The sequence below is a fragment of the Pseudomonas sp. YQ_6 genome (genome assembly GCF_043103245.1).
Lineage (GTDB): Bacteria > Pseudomonadota > Gammaproteobacteria > Pseudomonadales > Pseudomonadaceae > Aquipseudomonas > Aquipseudomonas alloputida.
Genome location: NZ_JBICJR010000009.1, coordinates 1 through 19212 on the forward strand (window position 1 = coordinate 1; position 19212 = coordinate 19212).

Consider the following 19212-nt stretch of genomic DNA (forward strand, 5'->3'; position numbering starts at 1 on the left):
ACCGCTCCAAAACCCTTGTGTCTCAAGTCGCCCCGCGCGCTGCCGTTATACTGGCAACCACGGGCGCGCGGCATTATTACACGCGCCGCCGCGCTGCCAAGAGGCCGGGCTCGACAGGTTGTATACAATCATGACTGAAATCAATAGTCTCGGCGCACAAACCGCGATCAACAGCCAAGCCATGAAGGCGGGCATGACCGGCGATCTGCTGCGCCTGATCCAGGCGCAGCCTGGGCTGCTGGCCCCCGGCGAAACCGCGCAAGCCGAGGTTTTATCATTGCGCCAGACGGGCCAGGACTTTCAGCTGGTGCTACGGCTGATGCAGGCCAACGGCGTCCAGACCCAGCTTCAGGCCAATGCCAGCCAGCCGCTGCCACAAGGCAGCCAGATCACCGTCAGCCAGACCGAAAGCAATCGCCTGGCGATCATGCTGCAACAGGCCAGCGCCAGCCAGGTCGCCACCCTCACCCAGCTGGACACCAGCAAGGTGCCGGTCGGCACCTTGCTGCAAGGCAAGGTCCTGACCAACCAGCTGCTGGCCCAGGCACCCGGCCAACCGGCCGTGTACCGGGCGCTGGTCAGCCTGCTCAACAGCAATCAGGCCGGTGCCACACTGAGCATCGACAGCCCGCGCCCGCTGGCCATTGGCAGCCTGCTCAGCGCCCTGGTGCAGGGTGATCAGTCATTGCGCTTCGTGCCGCTCAGCGGCAGGCAGGACCAACTCAGCATTGCCCAACAGCTGCTGACCCAGCAGAACCGCCAAGCCTCGCTGCCCGGCCTGCTCAACGCCCTGCAACAGCTCACCCGCGACCCCGGCGTCGATGGCGACCTGCGCGCCAGCGCCGAACGCCTGCTGGCCGGGCTGCCGGATGCCCGACAACTGGGCGACGCCAAGGCAGTGGCCCAGGCCCTGAACAACAGCGGCAGCTTTCTCGAAGCGAAGCTGCTGAGCGGGTCCACCGCCAGCGTCGCCACCGACCTCAAGGCGCATTTGCTGCGGCTGATGGCCCAGGCCCCTGCCCTCCCGGCAAGCCCTGCCAATCTCAACCCCGCCAGCCTGGCCGTGACCATGCCGGCTTTGGCGCGCAGCGCACTGGGCATGCTTGAGCGGGTCAGCCCCAAGCCGCAGCCGGGCGCGTTCCCATTACCGTCGCGCCTGCTCAAGGCCCTGGAGGACGAAGGCGACCTGCAACAGTTGCTGCGCCTGGCTGCTGCTGCCGTCTCACGCTTGCAGAGCCACGCCATGAGCAGCCTGCAACAAACCGGCACGCTGGAAAACGGCAACCTGCAGACCACCTGGCAAACCGAAGTGCCGATCCGCCACGGCCAGGACTTCATCCCGCTGCAAGTCAAACTGCAGCGCGAAGAAACCCCACAACAACAGGCCGACCGCCAACATGAAGCCCAAGACCCTCGCCAAGCCCTGTGGCGCATCGAGCTGGCCTTCGACCTGTCCCCGCTCGGCCCAATGCAAGTGCAGGCACAACTGAGCGAGGGCCGCCTGAGCGGGCAGCTATGGGCGGAGCGCGAGCAGACCGCGCGGTTGATCGACACCCAGCTTGGCGCGCTGCGCGCGCGCCTGCTGGCCCGGGGCCTGGAAGTCGGCGACCTGGAGTGCCACCCGGGCATCCCGCCGCAGGGGCCACGCACACGGATGGAACAACGCTGGGTGGACGAAACCGCATGAACGACACGACGCCACGCCAAGCCATAGCGCTGAACTACGACGGCCATCAGGCACCGACTCTCACCGCCAAGGGCGACGAGGAGCTGGCCGAGGCCATCCTTGCGCTCGCCCGCGAACACGAAGTGCCGATCTACGAAAACGCCGAGCTGGTGCGCCTGCTGGCGCGGCTGGAGCTGGGCGATCAAATACCCGAGGCGCTGTATCTGACCATTGCCGAGATCATCGCCTTCGCCTGGCACCTGCGCGGCAAGGTACCCGCCGGCTTCGATGATCCGCGCCCGGCAGAACGCGATATCACCCCACCATTGCCCCCGCTGCCCGGCACTGGCCAGTAAATATCTACCACCCCCTCCCCCTCCATGCGCCCAACCTTGTCGACCTCCCACGTACAAGGTGTACCGTCATGATCGACAGCAGAATCAACGCCAAAGGCGTGCAGTTCGTAGTAGACCATCTGGCCAACATCCCACGCCCGGACCGCGAAGCCAGTCGCTTGATCCGGCAGTGGCTTGCCGGGCAAGGTGTGCATATCGACCCCGATCGCGTCGATGTGGTCACCCTGCACTACCGGCCGGATGATCAAGGGTATGTGGCAGCGGTCCAGCAGACCCAGAGCATGACCCAGGCGCTGCTGGGCAACTGGCAAGGGGAGTCCGATAACAACCTCATCGGCGCGCTGTTCGCCAACCCCTGGGCAGGCACCTTTCCCCAAGGGCCCTTGAAGCTGGTCGATCGCCTGCCAGCGCTGGGCTTTGGCCATCAGGGCGCAGCCTTCGAAGTGTACAACGGCCTGTTCCAGCGATCGTCCCCTGCCCGTTACGATGCTTCGACCCATGTTCAGGTACCGGCTGAAGCTTTCCAGCGTTTCATAGAAGCGCTGGATTTTCACGGGCCGTTCAAAGCCATGCTCGACACGTACTGGCAGCAACACCAAGGCAATCACCGCCTGGCCAGCAAGCTCAATTTCATCGCCGCCTGCAACGCCCAGGTCAGTCAGGGGCGCCTTAGCGATGCCGCCAGGGAGCTGGCATGGCAAGCCGCCGGCATGATGCCACAGCGCTTCAAGATACGGGTGAGCACGCTGAGCATCTATGGCTACGCGGCCACCGACCTGCTGTACATCAATGCCCCCCACAGCGATCTGACCCTGCTGTACATGCCAGGTAACAGCTCGCCCTTGCTCGAATTCGCCAGCGAGAACCTGCTCAAGGACTGGGTGGGCGATCAGTGCAAGGACCCCGCCCGACGCGAGGCACTCAAACAACACTTCAGGCTCGCCGACCGCCCTCAGGGCCTCGATTTCAGCGGCCTGGACACCGCGCTCGAGGGCCTTGGCGATTATCCAAACCGGCACCGGCTGCCGCCCGAACATGGTTATTTCAACGATGATGGCGTCTGGCCCCCCAGAACCTACGTGAACTACAAACCTGGCAAATACAACCCCAAACTGACCGGGGATATGTTCGCAGCCCTGACCGAGCGCCAGCGCCAGCGCAGCTACGACGACGCCGATTTTGTCATCACCACCGATAGCCAGGTTACCAAAGCCAAATGGCGTGGCTACCTCGCCAACACGCTCAACCTGCTAGCGCCACTTTGTCTGGTGGTGCCGGGGCTGGCGCCACTACTGGCGCTCGGCGGCATTGCCCAGTTGGGCTTGGGCCTGGATCAGGTGATCAACGGCCACAGCCTGAAAGCCAAACAGGACGGGGTGGGCGACATCGCCTGGGGGTTGTTCAACGCCGTACCGCTGGCAACGGAGGGCACCGCAGGCATCAAGGCCCTGTTCGAGTTCAAAAGCGATGGTTTTGTCATGCCGCGCGAGGTCAACGAGCAGCTCGGCTATCCGCTAAGCCCAACCAGCCCACCGCGGCTTCCAGAGCCAGAAGGCGCGGAGTACTTCCACCACCACGAGCCGATTACACCGCTTGACGAAGGCGACCCGGCTGTTGCCGGCGCGGTGATACGCTTGCCACACTACGATGGCGAACTGGACGACCTGGAATGCAGCATCGAAACCTACAATGCACGCGTGGTCTATGACCTGGAGCACGACGCTTTCATCATCAAGGAAACCGTCAACGAGGTCGAGCCGCAAGCCTACATCGCAGTGCCTGGCAGCCGTGACCTTGTAGCGCTCGACAGGCCGCGCCCAGTCACCGACGCCATGCGCACCCGCACCTTGCGCGCGCTGGGTGTCGACCTGCAACTGCCAGTCACCATTCCGACACCGGCCCCGGACAGCGCCCCCATCCCCAAACTTATCTCCAGCCTCTGGGTCGGCGACAAAGTCATAAGCGAGCCATTGCTGGCCAACCTTGCCGCCAACGCCGCGCGCCTGAGCGACAGTGAATACAGCATGCGCCTGTTTCTGTCGAAGGCTTCGCCTACCGCCTACGAACAGAACGCAAGGCTATTGGCAGCCCGGGCGCCAGGGCTGCAGGTATTGCCGCTTGAAGAGCAAGGCTTCTTCCGGGCCTTCCGCCAGAGCCGCTATTACGCGCAGTACGAGGCAGCGCTGGATGGCAACGGTGGCATCGCCACCAATTACGCGTCTGCGACCGATGTGCTGCGCTACCGGATGCTGCACCATGAGGGTGGGCTGTACATGGACGTGGACGACTTCCTGCTGCCGGACGGCAAGGGCGAAACGATCGATCAGGTCGAGCTGCGCACCCCACCCGATGGGCTGCTGCTGCCACCGCCGATGTCCAACGAGAAAATGAGCATGAATTGCCTGTACAACACCAGCCTCATTGGTAGCCACCCAGGCAACCCACTGCTGGATGCGATCTCCGATGAAATGCTCGCACGTTTCCAGACCCATGCAGACTTCTACGAAAGCCGACCGAGCCTGGAACAGGACCCGAGCGGTTTCTACCGCTATGCCAACACGCTCAGCTACCTCACCGGGCCGGCACTGCTCACCGAAGTGGTCGATCGCCATCTACCCGGGTTGCGGACCCTGCGCCAGATCATAAACCTGCACACCATACCACGCGTCAACACCTATCCATTCATCAACCCTTCGCAAGCCAATACAGCCCTGAAGCAACTGCTGCCCCTGAACCGGTTCGCCGGCGTGGGCGGCAATCACTCCTGGGTTCGCAATTGAAATGAGCTGCGGGTACTGAACGGGCCTGCCGACACCTTTCAGATCGGGCGACGCATGGGCGCCGCTCGATTTCCCAGGCGACGTACCTGCTGCCGAGGGTACCCCCGTCAAGGAGCCCGGTACACCTTGCTCATCAACTCCGCCTCGGCCTGGGTCAGGCCGCAGCTCTGGGTCAACTCATCGATACTCGCCCCCATCCCCACCAGCTTGGCCGCCTGGCTGAAGGTAACGTTGCTGGGGTCGCGCTGCTCGAGGCGCTCCAGCCGGTCCGGCAGGGTGGCCACCGCCGCACGCAGCTCATGGATGGCCTCACCCATGCGCACCGTGCCGTTCTGGTAGTCATCCAGACGCTTGGCCAAGTCCTTGATGCGCTGGTCACGCAGCGCATCGCCCTCGGCCTGCTGCGCAGCCAGCTCGCGCTGGCGCTTGCTGTAGTTGAGGAAAAACCACAGGCTCAGCGCCCAGGCCAGCGCCAGGAAGATGACAGCAACCTCTAGGATCAACTCAGATGTTCTCCAGCTCGGACCACTCTTCCTCGGTCATCATCTTGTCCAGTTCGACCAGGATCAGCAGTTCGCCATTCTTGTTGCACACGCCCTGAATGAACTTGGCCGACTCTTCGTTACCCACGTTCGGCGCGGTCTCGATTTCGGACTGGCGCAGGTAAACCACTTCGGCCACGCTGTCGACCAGAATGCCGACCACTTGCTTGTCGGCTTCGATGATGACGATACGGGTGTTGTCGGTCACTTCGGTCGGCATCAGGCCAAAACGCTGACGCGTGTCGATCACCGTCACCACGTTGCCGCGCAAGTTGATGATGCCCAGCACGTAGCTCGGCGCACCCGGCACCGGGGCAATCTCGGTGTAGCGCAGGACTTCCTGCACCTGCATCACATTGATGCCGTAGGACTCGTTGTCCAGACGGAAGGTAACCCACTGCAGGATCGGATCTTCGGAACCTTGTGCAGACGACTTTTTCATTCCCCTACCCTCAAAATCCGCCGTTGGCGGTATGTTCTGTGTCATTTCTGTTTGGCGTGCATCTGCTTGACCGCACCGCTGGCGATCAGCTCGGCCAGTGCGGCGACGTCGAGCAGTGCGCACATGTGTTCGATTACGGTGCCGGCCAGCCACGGGCGCTGGCCACGCTGGCTGCGCCACTTGATCTCCGACGGGTCCAGGCGCAGCGAGCGGCTGACCTGATGCACCGCCAGCCCCCATTCGTAGCCCTGCACCGAAATCACGTATTGCAGGCCCTGGCGAAAATCATCGCGGTAGCGGTCGGGCATTACCCAACGCGCAGTGTCCAGCACCTTCAGGTTGCCGGCCTGGCAGCTCAGGATGCCGAGGAACCAGTCGGGCTGGCCGAACAGTGGCGTCAGCTCCTGGCCAGCCAGGGTGTAGATCGAGCCCAGGCACACCAACGGCACCGCCAGGGTCAGGCCGGCAACGTCGAACAGCAGGCATTCGAACGGCTCGGCCGCCCACACCGGACGACCGTCGACAGTGGCCGGGGGCACGGGCAGGTTGGGTGCCGGCAGATGCACATCGACCAGCGGCACAGCCGGTTCCACCGTTTGTTCTTCGATCAGTACCGGGATGCTGGCTTCAGCCACGATCTCCTGCTCGACCACCGTCACCACCGGGGCTTCCACCGGCATCACGCTGGGCAGTACCGCCAGCCGGGGTTCAGCGAACGGCCGCGGGGCAAAGCTGGCGGCGGCTTCGGCGGGCTCTGGCCGGGCTGGCTGCCGGGCATCGCGAGCCTGCTCCTCGCGCACCGCCTCGGCGAACTCATCCGCCACTGCCGGCTGCTCGCTCAGGTCTTCGGCCTCGGTGGCCTCCTGCAGCAAGCCGTCCAGGTACGATTGCAGTGCCATCTGGGGCCGGGTGCTGGTTTGCCGGGTTTGAGTCATCAGGCCACCTGCACTGCGTTCTTGTAGGTGAGCAGGTGCTTGAGCAGCGCCCTGTAGGCGATCAACCCACGGCTCTTGCTGTCGAACTGCGAAGGCGTGACGCCCTTGCGACTGGCATCGCGCAGGCGCGTATCCACCGGGATGTAGCCCTGCCACACATGTTGCCCATAGGTGTCACGCAGCAGCTTGAGGGTGCCCAGCGACGCCTGGGTACGACGGTCGAACAGGGTCGGCACGATCTGGTACGGCAGCGCCTGCTTGCGCGAACGGTTGACCATGGCCAGGGTGCCGACCATGCGCTCCAGGCCCTTCACCGCAAGGAATTCGGTTTGCACCGGGATCACCAGCTGCTGGCTGGCGGCCAGGGCATTGACCATCAGCACACCCAGCAAGGGTGGGCTGTCGATCAGGGCATAGTCGAAATCCTGCCACAGCTGCGCCAGACTCTTGGCGATTACCAGGCCCAGGCCATTCTGCCCTGGCGACTGGCGCTCCAGCACCGCCAGCGCGGTACTCGACGGCAACAGCGAAATGCGCTCATCGCTGGTGGGCAGCAGCAGTTGCCCGGGCAAGCCTTCGGGCACCGTGCCCTTGTGCAGGAACAGGTCGTAGCAGCTGTGCTCCAGGGCATCCGGGTTGTGCCCGAAGTAGCTGGTCATCGAGCCGTGCGGGTCGAGGTCGACGACGACCACGCGCTTGCCGGCCTCGGCCAGCAGGCCGGCCAGGGCAATGGTAGTGGTGGTCTTGCCGACACCACCTTTTTGATTGGCTACTGCCCAGACTCTCATCAAGCAAACTCTATCTATTGATTTGGCAGGGACACTGTAGAAACAACCGTCATGCGCAAAACTTCAAAGCTCGCACTCCCCTCTGTGGGAGCGGGCAAGCCCGCGAACACCGGCGTAGCCGGTGCCATTCACCGAGTCGCTGGCTTCGCGGGCATGCCCGCTCCCACAGGGGGCGGCGGCACATTCAAAATCGTGTTCGTATCGGCGACGGGGAATTGACGTATCACGGCCTCGCTACCGTTGCTTGTATTGCCGGTGCACTTTGTGTGCCAGCCCGGCGCAATGCGGCATCCGGTGTGGCATTGGCACTGCCCGAGCCTGTCAGGCTGCGGCGCACTTCCAGGTTACGGGAAATCACCAGCACAACCCGGCGGTTGCGTGCGCGCCCTTCGGCGGTATCGTTGCTGGCCACCGGCTGGTATTCGCCGTAGCCCACCGAAGCCATGCGTGCCGGGTTGACGCCCTCCATGGCCAGCAGGCGCACGATGCTGGCCGCGCGCGCCGAGGACAACTCCCAGTTGGTGGGGTACTGCGCGGTGCGGATCGGCAGGTTGTCGGTGAAGCCTTCGACGTGTACCGGGTTGGCGAACGGCTTGAGAATGTTGGCCACCTTCTCGATGATCGCAAACGCCTTGTCACTGGGCATCGCATCACCGCTGCCAAACAGCAGCGATGAGTTGAGCTCGATCTCGACCCACAGCTCGTTGCCGCGCACAGTCATCTGGTCGCTGTTGATCAGGTCACCGAAGGCATCGCGCACGTCATCGCTGATGGTTTTCAAGGGGTCGACATTGGTCGCCGCCAGGCCCGCTTCAGTCTGCTCGCTGTCTTTGACCAGCGGTTCGGCCGGGCGCACGCTCAGCGGCTGCTCATCGCCAATCGGGATCGGCTTCATACTGCGCTCGGGGTCGTTGAATACCCCGAGCAACGCCTGGGAAATAACCTTGTACTTACCCTCGTTGATCGAGGAAATGGAATACATCACCACGAAGAAGGCGAACAGCAACGTGATGAAGTCGGCGTACGACACCAGCCAGCGCTCGTGGTTTTCGTGTTCCTCGGTATGACGACGGCGACGCATGGGTTACTCCATGAAGCCTTGCAGCTTCAGCTCGATCGAGCGCGGGTTTTCACCTTCGGCAATCGACAGCAGGCCTTCGAGCAGCATTTCGCGGTAGCGCGACTGGCGCATGACGATAGCCTTGAGCTTGCTGGCGACCGGCAATAGCACAAGGTTGGCACTGGCCACACCGTAAATGGTCGCGACAAAAGCCACGGCAATGCCATTGCCCAGTTGCGACGGGTCGGCCAGATTGCCCATCACATGGATAAGGCCCATGACCGCACCGATGATGCCGATGGTCGGCGCATAGCCGCCCATGCTTTCGAATACCTTGGCTGCCTGGATGTCACGGCCCTCCTGGGTAAGGAGGTCGACCTCGAGGATGCTGCGGATGGCTTCCGGCTCGGCGCCATCCACCAGCAGTTGCAGGCCCTTGCGCGCATAGGGGTCGGGCTCGCTGTCCGCTACCCCTTCCAGGCCCAGCAGGCCTTCTTTGCGAGCGGTCAGGCTCCAGTTCACCACGCGGTCGATGCCGCCCGCCAGATCAACCCGCGGAGGAAACAGGATCCAACGCAAAATCTGCAAGGCGCGCTTGAACGACGACAGCGGCGACTGCAACAACGCCGCCGCCAGGGTGCCTCCCAGCACGATCAGAGCCGCCGGACCATTGACCAGTGCACCGACATGACCGCCTTCAAGGAAGTTGCCACCAACGATGGCAACGAAAGCCAGGATCAGACCGATCAGGCTGAGGACGTCCATCAGACGCACGCCTCCACCAGGTGCTTGCCGATTTCGTCCAGGCTGTACACGGCATCCGCCAGGTTGGCCTTGACGATGGCCATGGGCATGCCATAAATCACGCAGCTGGCTTCATCCTGGGCCCACACCGTGCTGCCCCCCTGCTTGAGCAGGCGTGCGCCCTCGCGGCCATCGGCGCCCATGCCGGTGAGCACCACCGACAACACCTTGTCACCATACGACTTGGCCGCCGAACCGAAGGTGATGTCCACGCACGGCTTGTAGTTCAGGCGCTCGTCGCCCGGCAGGATCTTCACCGTGCCACGGCCATCGATCATCATCTGCTTGCCACCGGGAGCCAGCAGGGCCAGGCCCGGGCGCAGCATGTCGCCGTCTTCGGCTTCCTTGACGCTGATGCGGCACAGCTTGTCCAGGCGTTCGGCAAAAGCTTTGGTGAACGCCGCCGGCATGTGCTGGATCAACACGATCGGCGCCGGGAAATTGGCCGGCAGCTGGGTCAGTACCCGCTGCAGCGCCACCGGCCCCCCCGTGGAGGTACCGATGGCCACCAGTTTGTAGGGTTTGCGCTTGGGTGCCGGCGACTGCGAGGCCGCCGGTGTCGGGGCCGCTGCACGGGCAGGCGCTGCCGGGCGCGTCTGCGCCTGGCTGGCGAAAGTGCTGGCGGGCGCTGGCGCGGCGACCGGCGCCGTTCTGGCATAGCTGCCGATCCTGCGGTTGCTGCGCGAAATGGTGTGCACCTTCTCGCACAGCAACTGCTTGACCTTGTCAGGGTTGCGCGAGATGTCCTCGAAGTTTTTCGGCAGGTAGTCCACAGCGCCGGCATCCAGCGCGTCGAGGGTGACACGGGCGCCTTCATGGGTCAGCGACGAAAACATCAACACGGGCGTCGGGCAGCGCTGCATGATGTGCCGCACGGCGGTAATGCCATCCATCATGGGCATTTCGTAGTCCATGGTGATCACATCGGGCTTGAGCGCCAGCGCCTGGTCGATTGCTTCCTTGCCGTTGGTCGCGGTACCCACTACCTGGATCGTTGGATCCGCCGAGAGGATTTCCGAGACACGGCGGCGGAAGAAACCAGAATCATCCACCACCAGGACCTTGACTGCCATAAACACTCCATTAGGCGGCGCAACCCGCCAGGGCGCGCCACCGAAATCAAATACGCCGCGCGGCGTAACGCTTGAGCATGCTCGGGACGTCGAGAATCAACGCGATGCGACCGTCGCCGGTAATGGTGGCCCCGGACATGCCCGGGGTGCCTTGCAGCATCTTGCCCAGCGGCTTGATGACCACTTCCTCCTGGCCCACCAGCTGGTCAACGACAAAACCGATGCGCTGGGTGCCGACCGACAGAATCACCACGTGGCCCTCGTGCTGCTCTTCGTGCACCTGGCCCTGGACCAGCCAGCGCTTGAGGTAGAACAGCGGCAGCGCCTTGTCGCGCACGATCACCACTTCCTGGCCGTCCACCACGTTGGTGCGCGACAGGTCGAGGTGGAAGATCTCGTTGACGTTGACCAGCGGGAAGGCAAACGCCTGGTTGCCCAGCATCACCATCAGGGTGGGCATGATCGCCAGGGTCAGCGGCACCTTGATGACGATCTTGGAGCCTTGGCCCTTGGCCGAGAAAATGTTGATCGAGCCGTTGAGCTGGGAGATCTTGGTTTTCACCACGTCCATGCCCACGCCACGCCCGGACACATCGGAAATCTCGGTCTTGGTCGAAAAGCCCGGAGCGAAGATCAGGTTGTAGCAGTCCGACTCGCTCAGGCGCTCGGCGGCGTCCTTGTCCATCAGGCCCTTTTCCACGGCCTTGGCGCGCAGGATGTTCGGGTCCATGCCCTTGCCGTCGTCCGAGATCGACAGCAGGATGTGGTCGCCTTCCTGTTCAGCCGACAGCACTACGCGGCCGGTACGCGCCTTGCCAGACGCTTCACGCTCGTCGGGCATCTCGATACCGTGGTCGACCGCATTGCGCACCAAGTGCACCAGCGGGTCGGCCAAGGCTTCTACGAGGTTCTTGTCAAGGTCGGTCTCTTCGCCGACCAGCTCCAGATTGATCTCTTTCTTCAACTGGCGCGCCAGGTCGCGGACCAGGCGCGGGAAGCGGCCGAAGACCTTCTTGATCGGCTGCATACGGGTTTTCATCACCGCGGTCTGCAGGTCGGCGGTGACCACGTCAAGGTTGGACACGGCCTTGGACATGGCCTCGTCGCCGCTGTTCAGGCCCAGGCGCACCAGGCGGTTACGCACCAGCACCAGTTCACCGACCATGTTCATGATCTCGTCCAGGCGCGCGGTATCGACGCGTACCGTGGTTTCCGCTTCGCTGGCGGCATGCTTTTCGGCGGCCGGGGCCGGCGCGCGAGGCGCCGCGGCAGGTTTGCTGGCCGGCGAAGGCGCTGGCGCGGCAGCGGGCTTGGCCACCGGCTGGCTTTCGGCCTTGGCGGCAGCCGGCGCTTGCGCCTGGACAGCAGCCGGAGCTTCTACAGCGGCAACATCGCCACCGAACTTGCCCTTGCCGTGCAACTGGTCCAGCAGGGCTTCGAACTCATGCTCGCTGATTTCATCGCTGGTGGCGCTGTTGTCTGGCGCGGCAGGTGCTGGTGCCTGGGCGGCTGGCAAGGCGCCAGCCTGGAAGGTGCCCTTGCCATGCAACTGGTCGAGCAGCGATTCGAATTCGGCGTCGGTGATCTCATCACTGACCGCTTCGCTGCTGACGGCAACCGGCGGCGCGGCGACCTCGGCATTGAACTGGCCCTTGCCGTGCAACTGGTCGAGCAGCGATTCGAACTCGGCGTCGGTGATTTCATCACCAGCACCGCTGACAGTCTCGCCCTGCATCTGCTCGTCGGCCGCCGCTTGCGCCTTGACCGCATCGAGCGAATCGAGCAACTGCTCGAACTCACTGTCAGTGATGTCCTGGTGTTGCTCCTCGGCCTCGGCCGGTGCTGCAACCACCACGTCGGCAACCGGCGCCGGTGCAGGCGCTGCAACAGCTTCGGCTGCGCCAGGTTCGGCCAGGCGCGACAGCGCTGCCAGCAGTGCGGGGGTGGCCGGTGTCACTTCGGCACGCTCGCGCACCTGGCCGAACATGCTGTTGACCGTATCCAGTGCCTCGAGCACCACATCCATCAGTTCCGCATCGACCCGGCGCTCACCTTTGCGCAGGACGTCGAACACGTTCTCGGCGATATGGCAGCACTCCACCAGCTCGTTCAGCTGAAGGAAGCCGGCGCCCCCTTTTACAGTGTGGAAACCGCGAAAGATCGCATTGAGCAGGTCGGCATCGTCAGGTCGGCTTTCCAGCTCGACCAGTTGCTCGGACAATTGCTCAAGTATTTCGCCGGCTTCTACCAGGAAATCCTGGAGGATTTCTTCATCGGCGCCGAAGCTCATCAAACGTGCTCCTTAAAAACCAAGGCTGGACAGCAGATCATCGACATCGTCCTGACCGGACACGACGTCTTCACGCTTATCGGCATGAATCTGCGGACCTTCACCCCGAGTCGGATGTTTTTCTCGATCTTTTTCTGCACGCAATTGATCGTGGTCATGTTTTATACCGGCAAAGCGGTCGACCTGGCTGGCCATCAGCACCAGCTTGAGCAGGTTGCTTTCCACCTCGGTCACCAGTGCGGTGACGCGCTTGATCACCTGGCCGGTCAGGTCCTGATAGTCCTGGGCCAGCAAAATGTCATTGAGGTGCCCGGAAACCTTGCAGTTACCCTCGGCGCTGTGCGTCAGGAAACTGTCGACTCGCTTGACCAGATCACGAAATTCCGGCGCAGCCACTTCGCGGCGCATGAAGCGCTGCCAGTCGGTGCTCAGGGCCTTGGCCTCGCTGGCCAGCTCATTGAGCACCGGCGTGCTTTCCTCGACCAAGTCCATGGTGCGGTTGGCCGCGCCCTCGGTGAGCTTGACCACATACGACAGGCGCTCGGTGGCGTCGGTAATCTGCGACACCTCTTCTGCCTGCGGCATGGTGGGGTCGATCTGGAAACTGACGATGGCACTGTGCAGCTCGCGAGTCAGCTTGCCGACTTCCTGGTACAGGCCGCGGTCGCGGGTCTGGTTCAGTTCGTGAATCAACTGCACCGCCTCGCCGAAACGGCCCCGCTCCAGGCTTTCGACCAACTCCTGGGCATGCTTCTTCAGGGTCGACTCGAACTCGCCCAAAGACGTTTGTGATGAATCCATGACGCGCCCCCCCTGACGTGACTCAGCCGTTGACGCGTTCGAAGATCTTCTCGATCTTCTCTTTGAGCACCTGAGCGGTGAACGGCTTGACCACGTAACCATTGACGCCGGCCTGGGCCGCTTCAATGATCTGGTCGCGCTTGGCTTCGGCGGTCACCATCAAGACCGGCATGCTTTTCAGCTTGTCGCTGGCACGCACTTTACGCAGCAGGTCGATGCCGGACATGCCCGGCATGTTCCAGTCGGTCACCAGGAAATCGTAGTGGCCGTTTTCCAGCATCGGCAACGCCGTGGTGCCGTCATCGGCTTCATCGGTGTTGGTGAACCCCAGGTCACGCAACAGGTTCTTGATGATCCGCCGCATCGTCGAAAAATCGTCAACGATGAGGATTTTCATGTTCTTGTCCAATTAGACCTCCAAGCAGTCTCAAACGCGCTCGGCCTACCGAGCACGCACTCATTCAATTCGGTACAACGTGGAAAACGACTGCAACGACAGTGGGCTCAACGTGCCCGCCATTCCCCCAGGCGGCTGCGCAGGCGCGCGGCACATTGGCTGTGCAACTGGCTGACCCGCGACTCGCTGACACCCAGCACCTCACCGATTTCCTTGAGGTTCAGCTCTTCGTCGTAGTACAGCGCCAGCACCAGGCGCTCACGCTCCGGCAGGTTGGCGATAGCCTCGGTCAGGGCAGCCTGGAAGCGCTCCTCCTCCAGGCCGCGCGCAGGTTCGACCTGGCCACTGGCGCCATCCTCATGCAGCCCTTCGTGCTCGCCGTCCTGCAACAGGTCGTCGAAGCTGAACAGGCGGCTGCCCAGGGTATCGTTCAAGATCCCGTAGTAATCATCGAGACTCAATTGGAGTTCGGCAGCAACTTCATGATCTTTAGCGTCACGGCCTGTTCTGGCCTCAACTGCACGCATGGCATCACTGACCATACGGGTGTTGCGGTGTACCGAACGCGGTGCCCAATCGCCTTTGCGCACTTCGTCCAGCATGGCCCCGCGGATGCGGATGCCGGCGTAGGTCTCAAAGCTGGCGCCCTTGCTGGCGTCGTATTTGTTGGCCACTTCCAGCAGGCCGATCATGCCGGCCTGGATCAGGTCCTCGACCTGCACGTTGGCCGGCAAGCGCGCCAACAGGTGGTAGGCGATGCGCTTGACCAGCGGGGCGTAGCGTTCGATCAGCTCGTACTGGGCGTCCTTCGCCGCCCGGCTGTACATCTTGAAGCCGCTGGCGTTCATAGTACGGGTCCCGCGCTGGTGGGTTGCACCAAGCGCTCGACAAAGAACTCCAGATGGCCGCGCGGATTGGCCGGCAGCGGCCAGCTGTCGACCTTCTGGGCAATCGCCTTGAAGGCCAGCGCGCACTTGGAGCGAGGGAAGGCTTCGTAGACGGCACGCTGCTTCTGCACCGCCTTGCGCACGCACTCGTCGTACGGCACGGCACCCACGTACTGCAGGGCAACGTCAAGGAAGCGGTCGGTGACCTTGGTCAGCTTGGCAAACAGGTTGCGCCCTTCCTGCGGGCTCTGCGCCATGTTGGCCAACACACGGAAACGGTTCATGCCATAGTCGCGATTGAGCAGCTTGATCAACGCGTACGCGTCGGTAATCGAGGTAGGTTCATCACACACCACCAGCAGCACTTCCTGGGCGGCGCGAACGAAGCTGACCACCGAGTCACCGATACCCGCAGCGGTATCGATCACCAACACATCGAGGTTGTCGCCGATCTCGCTGAACGCCTGGATCAACCCGGCATGCTGGGCCGGGGCCAGATGCACCATGCTCTGGGTGCCCGAGGCTGCCGGTACGATACGCACACCGCCGGGGCCCTGCAGCATCACGTCACGCAGCTCGCAACGCCCTTCAATCACATCGGCGAGGGTACGTTTGGGGGTAAGGCCCAGCAACACGTCGACATTGGCCAAGCCCAGGTCGGCGTCCAGCAGCATGACCCTGCGGCCAAGCTCGGCCAGCGCCAGGGACAAGTTCACTGAAACGTTAGTCTTGCCGACGCCACCTTTGCCACCGGTCACGGCGATCACCTGTACGGGATGCATGCTACCCATGTCTGTTCTTTACCTTGTCTCGCTGGGACTCAGGCCACACGTAGGGCAATTCTGCGTGCCCCTTGGCATAGCGACTTTGCACACGCTTCATGGTCAACCCGCTCGCCGTGGGTTGTGATAGAGATCAGCGAACATGTCGGCCATGGCCTCTTCGCTGGGCTCATCCTGCTGCTGCACATTCACCGCCCGCGTGACCAACTGGTGGCCCCGCGGCAGGTGCAGGTCGTCAGGAATGCGTGGGCCATCGGTAAGATAGGCCACTGGCAGTTCATGACTGATGGCAAGGCTCAGCACATCGCCAAGGCTCGCCGTTTCATCGAGTTTGGTCAGGATGCAGCCGGCCAGGCCACAGCGCTTGTAGCTGTGGTAGGCGGCGGTCAGCACCTGCTTCTGGCTGGTGGTGGCCAGCACCAGGTAGTTCTTCGCGGCAATGCCACGCCCGGCCAAGGTTTCCAGTTGCATGCGCAGCGCAGGGTCGCTGGCTTGCAGGCCGGCAGTATCGATCAGCACCACGCGCTTGCGCAGCAGTGGTTCCAGCGCTGCTGCCAGCGACTGGCCCGGGTCGACGTAAGTCACCGGCACGTTGAGGATGCGGCCCAGGGTCTTGAGCTGCTCCTGGGCGCCAATACGGAAGCTGTCCATGCTCACCAACGCCAGGTTCTGCGCGCCGTACTTGAGCACGTAGCGCGCGGCCAGCTTGGCCAGGGTGGTAGTCTTGCCCATGCCCGCCGGGCCGACCATGGCGATCACCCCGCCCTCTTCGATCGGCTCGATTTCAGGCACTTCGATCATCCGTGCCAAGTGAGCCAGCAGCATGCGCCAGGCCTGGCGCGGCTCTTCGATCTCGGCGGTCAGGTCCAGCAGCTCGCGGGCGATCGGCCCGGACAGGCCAATACGTTGCAGGCGGCGCCAAAGGTTGGCCTGCTGCGGCTTGCTGCCCTGCAGCTGATTCCAGGCCAGCGAACCGAGTTGCACTTCCAGCAGCTCGCGCAGGCCCGACAGCTCGGAGCGCATGGCATCGAACAGGCGTGGGTCAACCGGCGCAGCAGCCGGTACGGCCGCGGCCTCCGGGGCCTCGACGTGCGGCTCGATCAACGGTTCGGCAGCGGTCAAAGATTGCCCGGCGAACAATTGGCGGTTGTTGTCGCTGCTGTCCTGACGCTGGTCCAGCTCGGCCTGGGCAGTGGCAATGCGCGTATGGGTCTTGCGCAGCTCTTCTTCCAGCTCGGCGTTGGGCACACGCGGGGCCAGGGCGGACAGCTTGTAGTCCAGCGCGGCCGTCAGCTCGACACCACCGGCAATGCGGCGGTTGCCGATGATCGCGGCATCGGCGCCCAGCTCGTCACGGACCAGTTTCATGGCCTGACGCATATCGGCGGCGAAAAATCGCTTAACTTGCATTATCCCCTACCTCAGCCGTTAGGGCCCACGGTGGCAACGATGGTGACTTGCTTGTTGTCAGGTATTTCCTGATACGCCAGAACATGCAAATTCGGTACAGCCAGGCGACCGAAACGCGACAACATGGCGCGGATCGGGCCGGCGACCAGCAGAATGGCCGGCTGACCCTGCATTTCCTGGCGCTGGGCCGCCTCGATCAGCGAACGTTGCAGCTTCTCGGCCATGCTAGGTTCCAGAAGAACACCGTCTTCCTGACCCTGCCCAGCCCTTTGCAGACTATTCAGCAAAATCTGTTCCAACCTTGGCTCCAGGGTAATCACTGGTAGCTCCGACTCAACGCCGACAATGCTTTGCACGATGGCGCGACACAATCCGACGCGCACCACCGCCACCAGCGCGGCGGTATCTTGACTCTTGCCCGCGTTGTTCGCGATGGCCTCGGCAATACTGCGAATATCGCGCACTGGCACCTGTTCCGACAACAGGGCTTGCAGCACCTTGAGCAGCCCCGACAAGGAAATGACGCCCGGCACCAGCTCTTCTGCAAGTTTAGGCGATGCCTTGGCCAGCACCTGCAGCAGTTGCTGAACCTCTTCGTGGCCGATCAGCTCGTGGCAGTGCTTCTGCAGGATCTGGTTGAGGTGGGTGGCCACCACGGTGCTGGCATCGACCACGGTGTAACCCAGCGACTGCGCCTGTGAGCGCTGGCCGACGTCGATCCACACCGCCTCCAGGCCAAACGCCGGGTCGCGCGCGGCAATACCGTTGAGGGTGCCAAACACCTGCCCAGGGTTGATCGCCAGTTCGCGGTCCGGATAGATCTCCGCCTCGGCCAGAATCACCCCCATCAGGGTCAGGCGATACGCGCTGGGTTGCAGGTCGAGGTTGTCGCGAATGTGCACGGTGGGCATCAGGAAACCCAGGTCCTGCGACAGCTTCTTGCGCACGCCCTTGATCCGCGCCAGCAGCTGGCCGCCCTGGTTGCGGTCGACCAGCGGGATCAGCCGATAGCCGACCTCCAGGCCGATCATGTCGATGGGGGTGACGTCGTCCCAACCCAGCTCCTTGGTTTCCAGCGCGCGCTGAGGCGAGGGCAGCAGGTCCTGCTGGCGCTGCGCCTCCTGCTGGGCTTTGACCTTGGCCTGCTGCTGCTTCTTCCACACCAGGTAGGCGCCGCCGGCAGCCATCAGGCCGAGGCTGAGGAAGGCAATGTGCGGCATGCCCGGCACCAGGCCCATGACGATCATCAACGCGCCAGACACCGCCAGGGCCTTGGGCGAATCGAACATCTGCCGATTGATCAGCTTGCCCATGTCCTCGGAACCCGACGCGCGGGTCACCATGATCGCGGCGGCGGTGGACAGCAGCAGTGATGGCAATTGCGCCACCAAACCGTCACCGATGGTCAGCAGGGCATAGACCTTGCCGGCCTCGCTGAACGACATATTGTGCTGCAGCATGCCGATGAGCATGCCGCCGATCAGGTTGATGAACAGGATCAGCAAGCCGGCGATGGCGTCGCCGCGCACGAACTTGCTGGCACCGTCCATCGAACCGTAGAACTCGGCCTCCTGCGCCACCTCGGCACGGCGATGCTTGGCCTGGGCCTGGTCGATCAGGCCGGCATTGAGGTCGGCGTCGATGGCCATCTGCTTGCCAGGCATGGCGTCGAGGGTGAAACGCGCACTCACTTCCGAGATACGCCCGGCACCCTTGGTCACCACCACGAAGTTGATGATCATGAGGATGGCGAACACCACGGCACCGACCACGTAGTTACCGCCGATCACCACTTCACCGAAGGCCTGGATCACTTTACCGGCAGCGCCATGGCCCTCCTGGCCATGCAGCATGACCACACGGGTGGACGCCACGTTCAGAGCCAGGCGCAACAACGTGGCCACCAGCAAGATGGTCGGGAACGCGGCAAAGTCGAGCGGGCGCAAGGCGTATACACAGACCAGCAGCACCACGATCGACAGGGCGATGTTGAAGGTGAAGAACACGTCGAGCAGGAACGGCGGTATCGGCAACATCATCATTGCCAACATCACCAGCAACAACAGCGGCACACCCAGGTTGCCCCGGCCGAGCCCGGCCAGGTTGTTGCGGGCGTTGCTGATTAACTGAGTGCGATCCACCGCGAGTCCTCTTGATGCAAAACTTTGACGCCCAGGGGGCGCCTGGGCGTGGCTTTGC

The 19212-nt window shown here is 63.1% G+C and carries 17 protein-coding genes; 3 read left to right on the forward strand and 14 right to left on the reverse strand.

Annotated elements, in window-relative coordinates; translation table 11 throughout:
- Nucleotides 1-130: 130 nt before the first annotated feature.
- From ACF8FG_RS02990 to ACF8FG_RS03000, 3 genes are all read left to right on the forward strand, one after another.
- Nucleotides 131-1687 (forward strand): flagellar hook-length control protein FliK, encoded by a 1557-nt coding sequence (locus ACF8FG_RS02990; RefSeq protein ID WP_014590167.1) that lies wholly within the window; start codon nucleotides 131-133, stop codon nucleotides 1685-1687.
- Nucleotides 1684-2022: an EscU/YscU/HrcU family type III secretion system export apparatus switch protein gene (locus ACF8FG_RS02995; protein ID WP_014590166.1), complete on the forward strand. Its 339-nt coding sequence runs from the start codon at nucleotides 1684-1686 to the stop codon at nucleotides 2020-2022. Before ACF8FG_RS02990 ends, ACF8FG_RS02995 begins: the two co-directional genes overlap by 4 nt.
- 68 nt (nucleotides 2023-2090) lie before the next feature.
- Nucleotides 2091-4802: a dermonecrotic toxin domain-containing protein gene (locus ACF8FG_RS03000; protein WP_318081692.1), complete on the forward strand. Its 2712-nt coding sequence runs from the start codon at nucleotides 2091-2093 to the stop codon at nucleotides 4800-4802.
- Between the two features lie 107 nt (nucleotides 4803-4909).
- Here the strand turns inward: ACF8FG_RS03000 and ACF8FG_RS03005 are convergent, their stop codons facing one another.
- The 14 genes from ACF8FG_RS03005 to flhA all read right to left on the reverse strand — a co-directional run bounded on the left by ACF8FG_RS03005 (nucleotide 4910) and on the right by flhA (nucleotide 19154).
- Nucleotides 4910-5305: a DUF2802 domain-containing protein gene (locus tag ACF8FG_RS03005; protein WP_010955062.1), complete on the reverse strand. Its 396-nt coding sequence runs from the start codon at nucleotides 5303-5305 to the stop codon at nucleotides 4910-4912.
- Nucleotide 5306: 1 nt separating this feature from the next.
- Nucleotides 5307-5786 (reverse strand): chemotaxis protein CheW, encoded by a 480-nt coding sequence (locus tag ACF8FG_RS03010; protein WP_003254393.1) that lies wholly within the window; start codon nucleotides 5784-5786, stop codon nucleotides 5307-5309.
- A gap of 41 nt (nucleotides 5787-5827) precedes the next feature.
- Nucleotides 5828-6721, reverse strand: coding sequence for a CheW domain-containing protein (locus ACF8FG_RS03015; protein WP_019438396.1), 894 nt, complete (start codon nucleotides 6719-6721; stop codon nucleotides 5828-5830).
- On the reverse strand, nucleotides 6721-7509 hold the full coding sequence (locus ACF8FG_RS03020) for a ParA family protein (protein WP_010955064.1): 789 nt from the start codon (nucleotides 7507-7509) through the stop codon (nucleotides 6721-6723). Before ACF8FG_RS03020 ends, ACF8FG_RS03015 begins: the two co-directional genes overlap by 1 nt.
- Before the next feature lie 223 nt (nucleotides 7510-7732).
- Nucleotides 7733-8590, reverse strand: a complete 858-nt coding sequence (gene motD / locus ACF8FG_RS03025; protein WP_012051647.1) for a flagellar motor protein MotD — start codon at nucleotides 8588-8590, stop codon at nucleotides 7733-7735.
- Nucleotides 8591-8593: 3 nt separating this feature from the next.
- A complete protein-coding gene (locus ACF8FG_RS03030; protein WP_014590163.1) occupies nucleotides 8594-9334 on the reverse strand; it encodes a flagellar motor protein in 741 nt (246 codons plus the stop codon).
- Complete coding sequence (locus ACF8FG_RS03035; RefSeq protein WP_003254400.1) at nucleotides 9334-10446, reverse strand: chemotaxis response regulator protein-glutamate methylesterase; 1113 nt, start codon at nucleotides 10444-10446, stop codon at nucleotides 9334-9336. Before ACF8FG_RS03035 ends, ACF8FG_RS03030 begins: the two co-directional genes overlap by 1 nt.
- A 46-nt stretch (nucleotides 10447-10492) precedes the next feature.
- The gene (locus ACF8FG_RS03040) at nucleotides 10493-12736 is read right to left on the reverse strand and encodes a chemotaxis protein CheA (protein WP_014590162.1); all 2244 of its coding nucleotides are present in this window, start codon (nucleotides 12734-12736) and stop codon (nucleotides 10493-10495) included.
- A gap of 12 nt (nucleotides 12737-12748) precedes the next feature.
- Nucleotides 12749-13537: a protein phosphatase CheZ gene (locus ACF8FG_RS03045; RefSeq protein WP_392518603.1), complete on the reverse strand. Its 789-nt coding sequence runs from the start codon at nucleotides 13535-13537 to the stop codon at nucleotides 12749-12751.
- A gap of 22 nt (nucleotides 13538-13559) precedes the next feature.
- Nucleotides 13560-13934, reverse strand: coding sequence for a chemotaxis response regulator CheY (locus ACF8FG_RS03050; protein WP_010955070.1), 375 nt, complete (start codon nucleotides 13932-13934; stop codon nucleotides 13560-13562).
- Between the two features lie 107 nt (nucleotides 13935-14041).
- Nucleotides 14042-14782 (reverse strand): RNA polymerase sigma factor FliA, encoded by a 741-nt coding sequence (gene fliA, locus ACF8FG_RS03055; RefSeq protein WP_003254406.1) that lies wholly within the window; start codon nucleotides 14780-14782, stop codon nucleotides 14042-14044.
- Complete coding sequence (gene fleN / locus ACF8FG_RS03060; protein WP_003254408.1) at nucleotides 14779-15612, reverse strand: flagellar synthesis regulator FleN; 834 nt, start codon at nucleotides 15610-15612, stop codon at nucleotides 14779-14781. The genes fliA and fleN overlap by 4 nt, the downstream gene beginning before the upstream one ends.
- Nucleotides 15613-15705: 93 nt before the next feature.
- Entirely contained in the window at nucleotides 15706-17013 is a 1308-nt protein-coding gene (flhF, locus tag ACF8FG_RS03065) for a flagellar biosynthesis protein FlhF (RefSeq protein ID WP_014590160.1), read from the reverse strand.
- Between the two features lie 11 nt (nucleotides 17014-17024).
- Nucleotides 17025-19154, reverse strand: coding sequence for a flagellar biosynthesis protein FlhA (flhA, locus tag ACF8FG_RS03070; protein WP_014590159.1), 2130 nt, complete (start codon nucleotides 19152-19154; stop codon nucleotides 17025-17027).
- Between the last annotated feature and the right edge of the window lie 58 nt (nucleotides 19155-19212).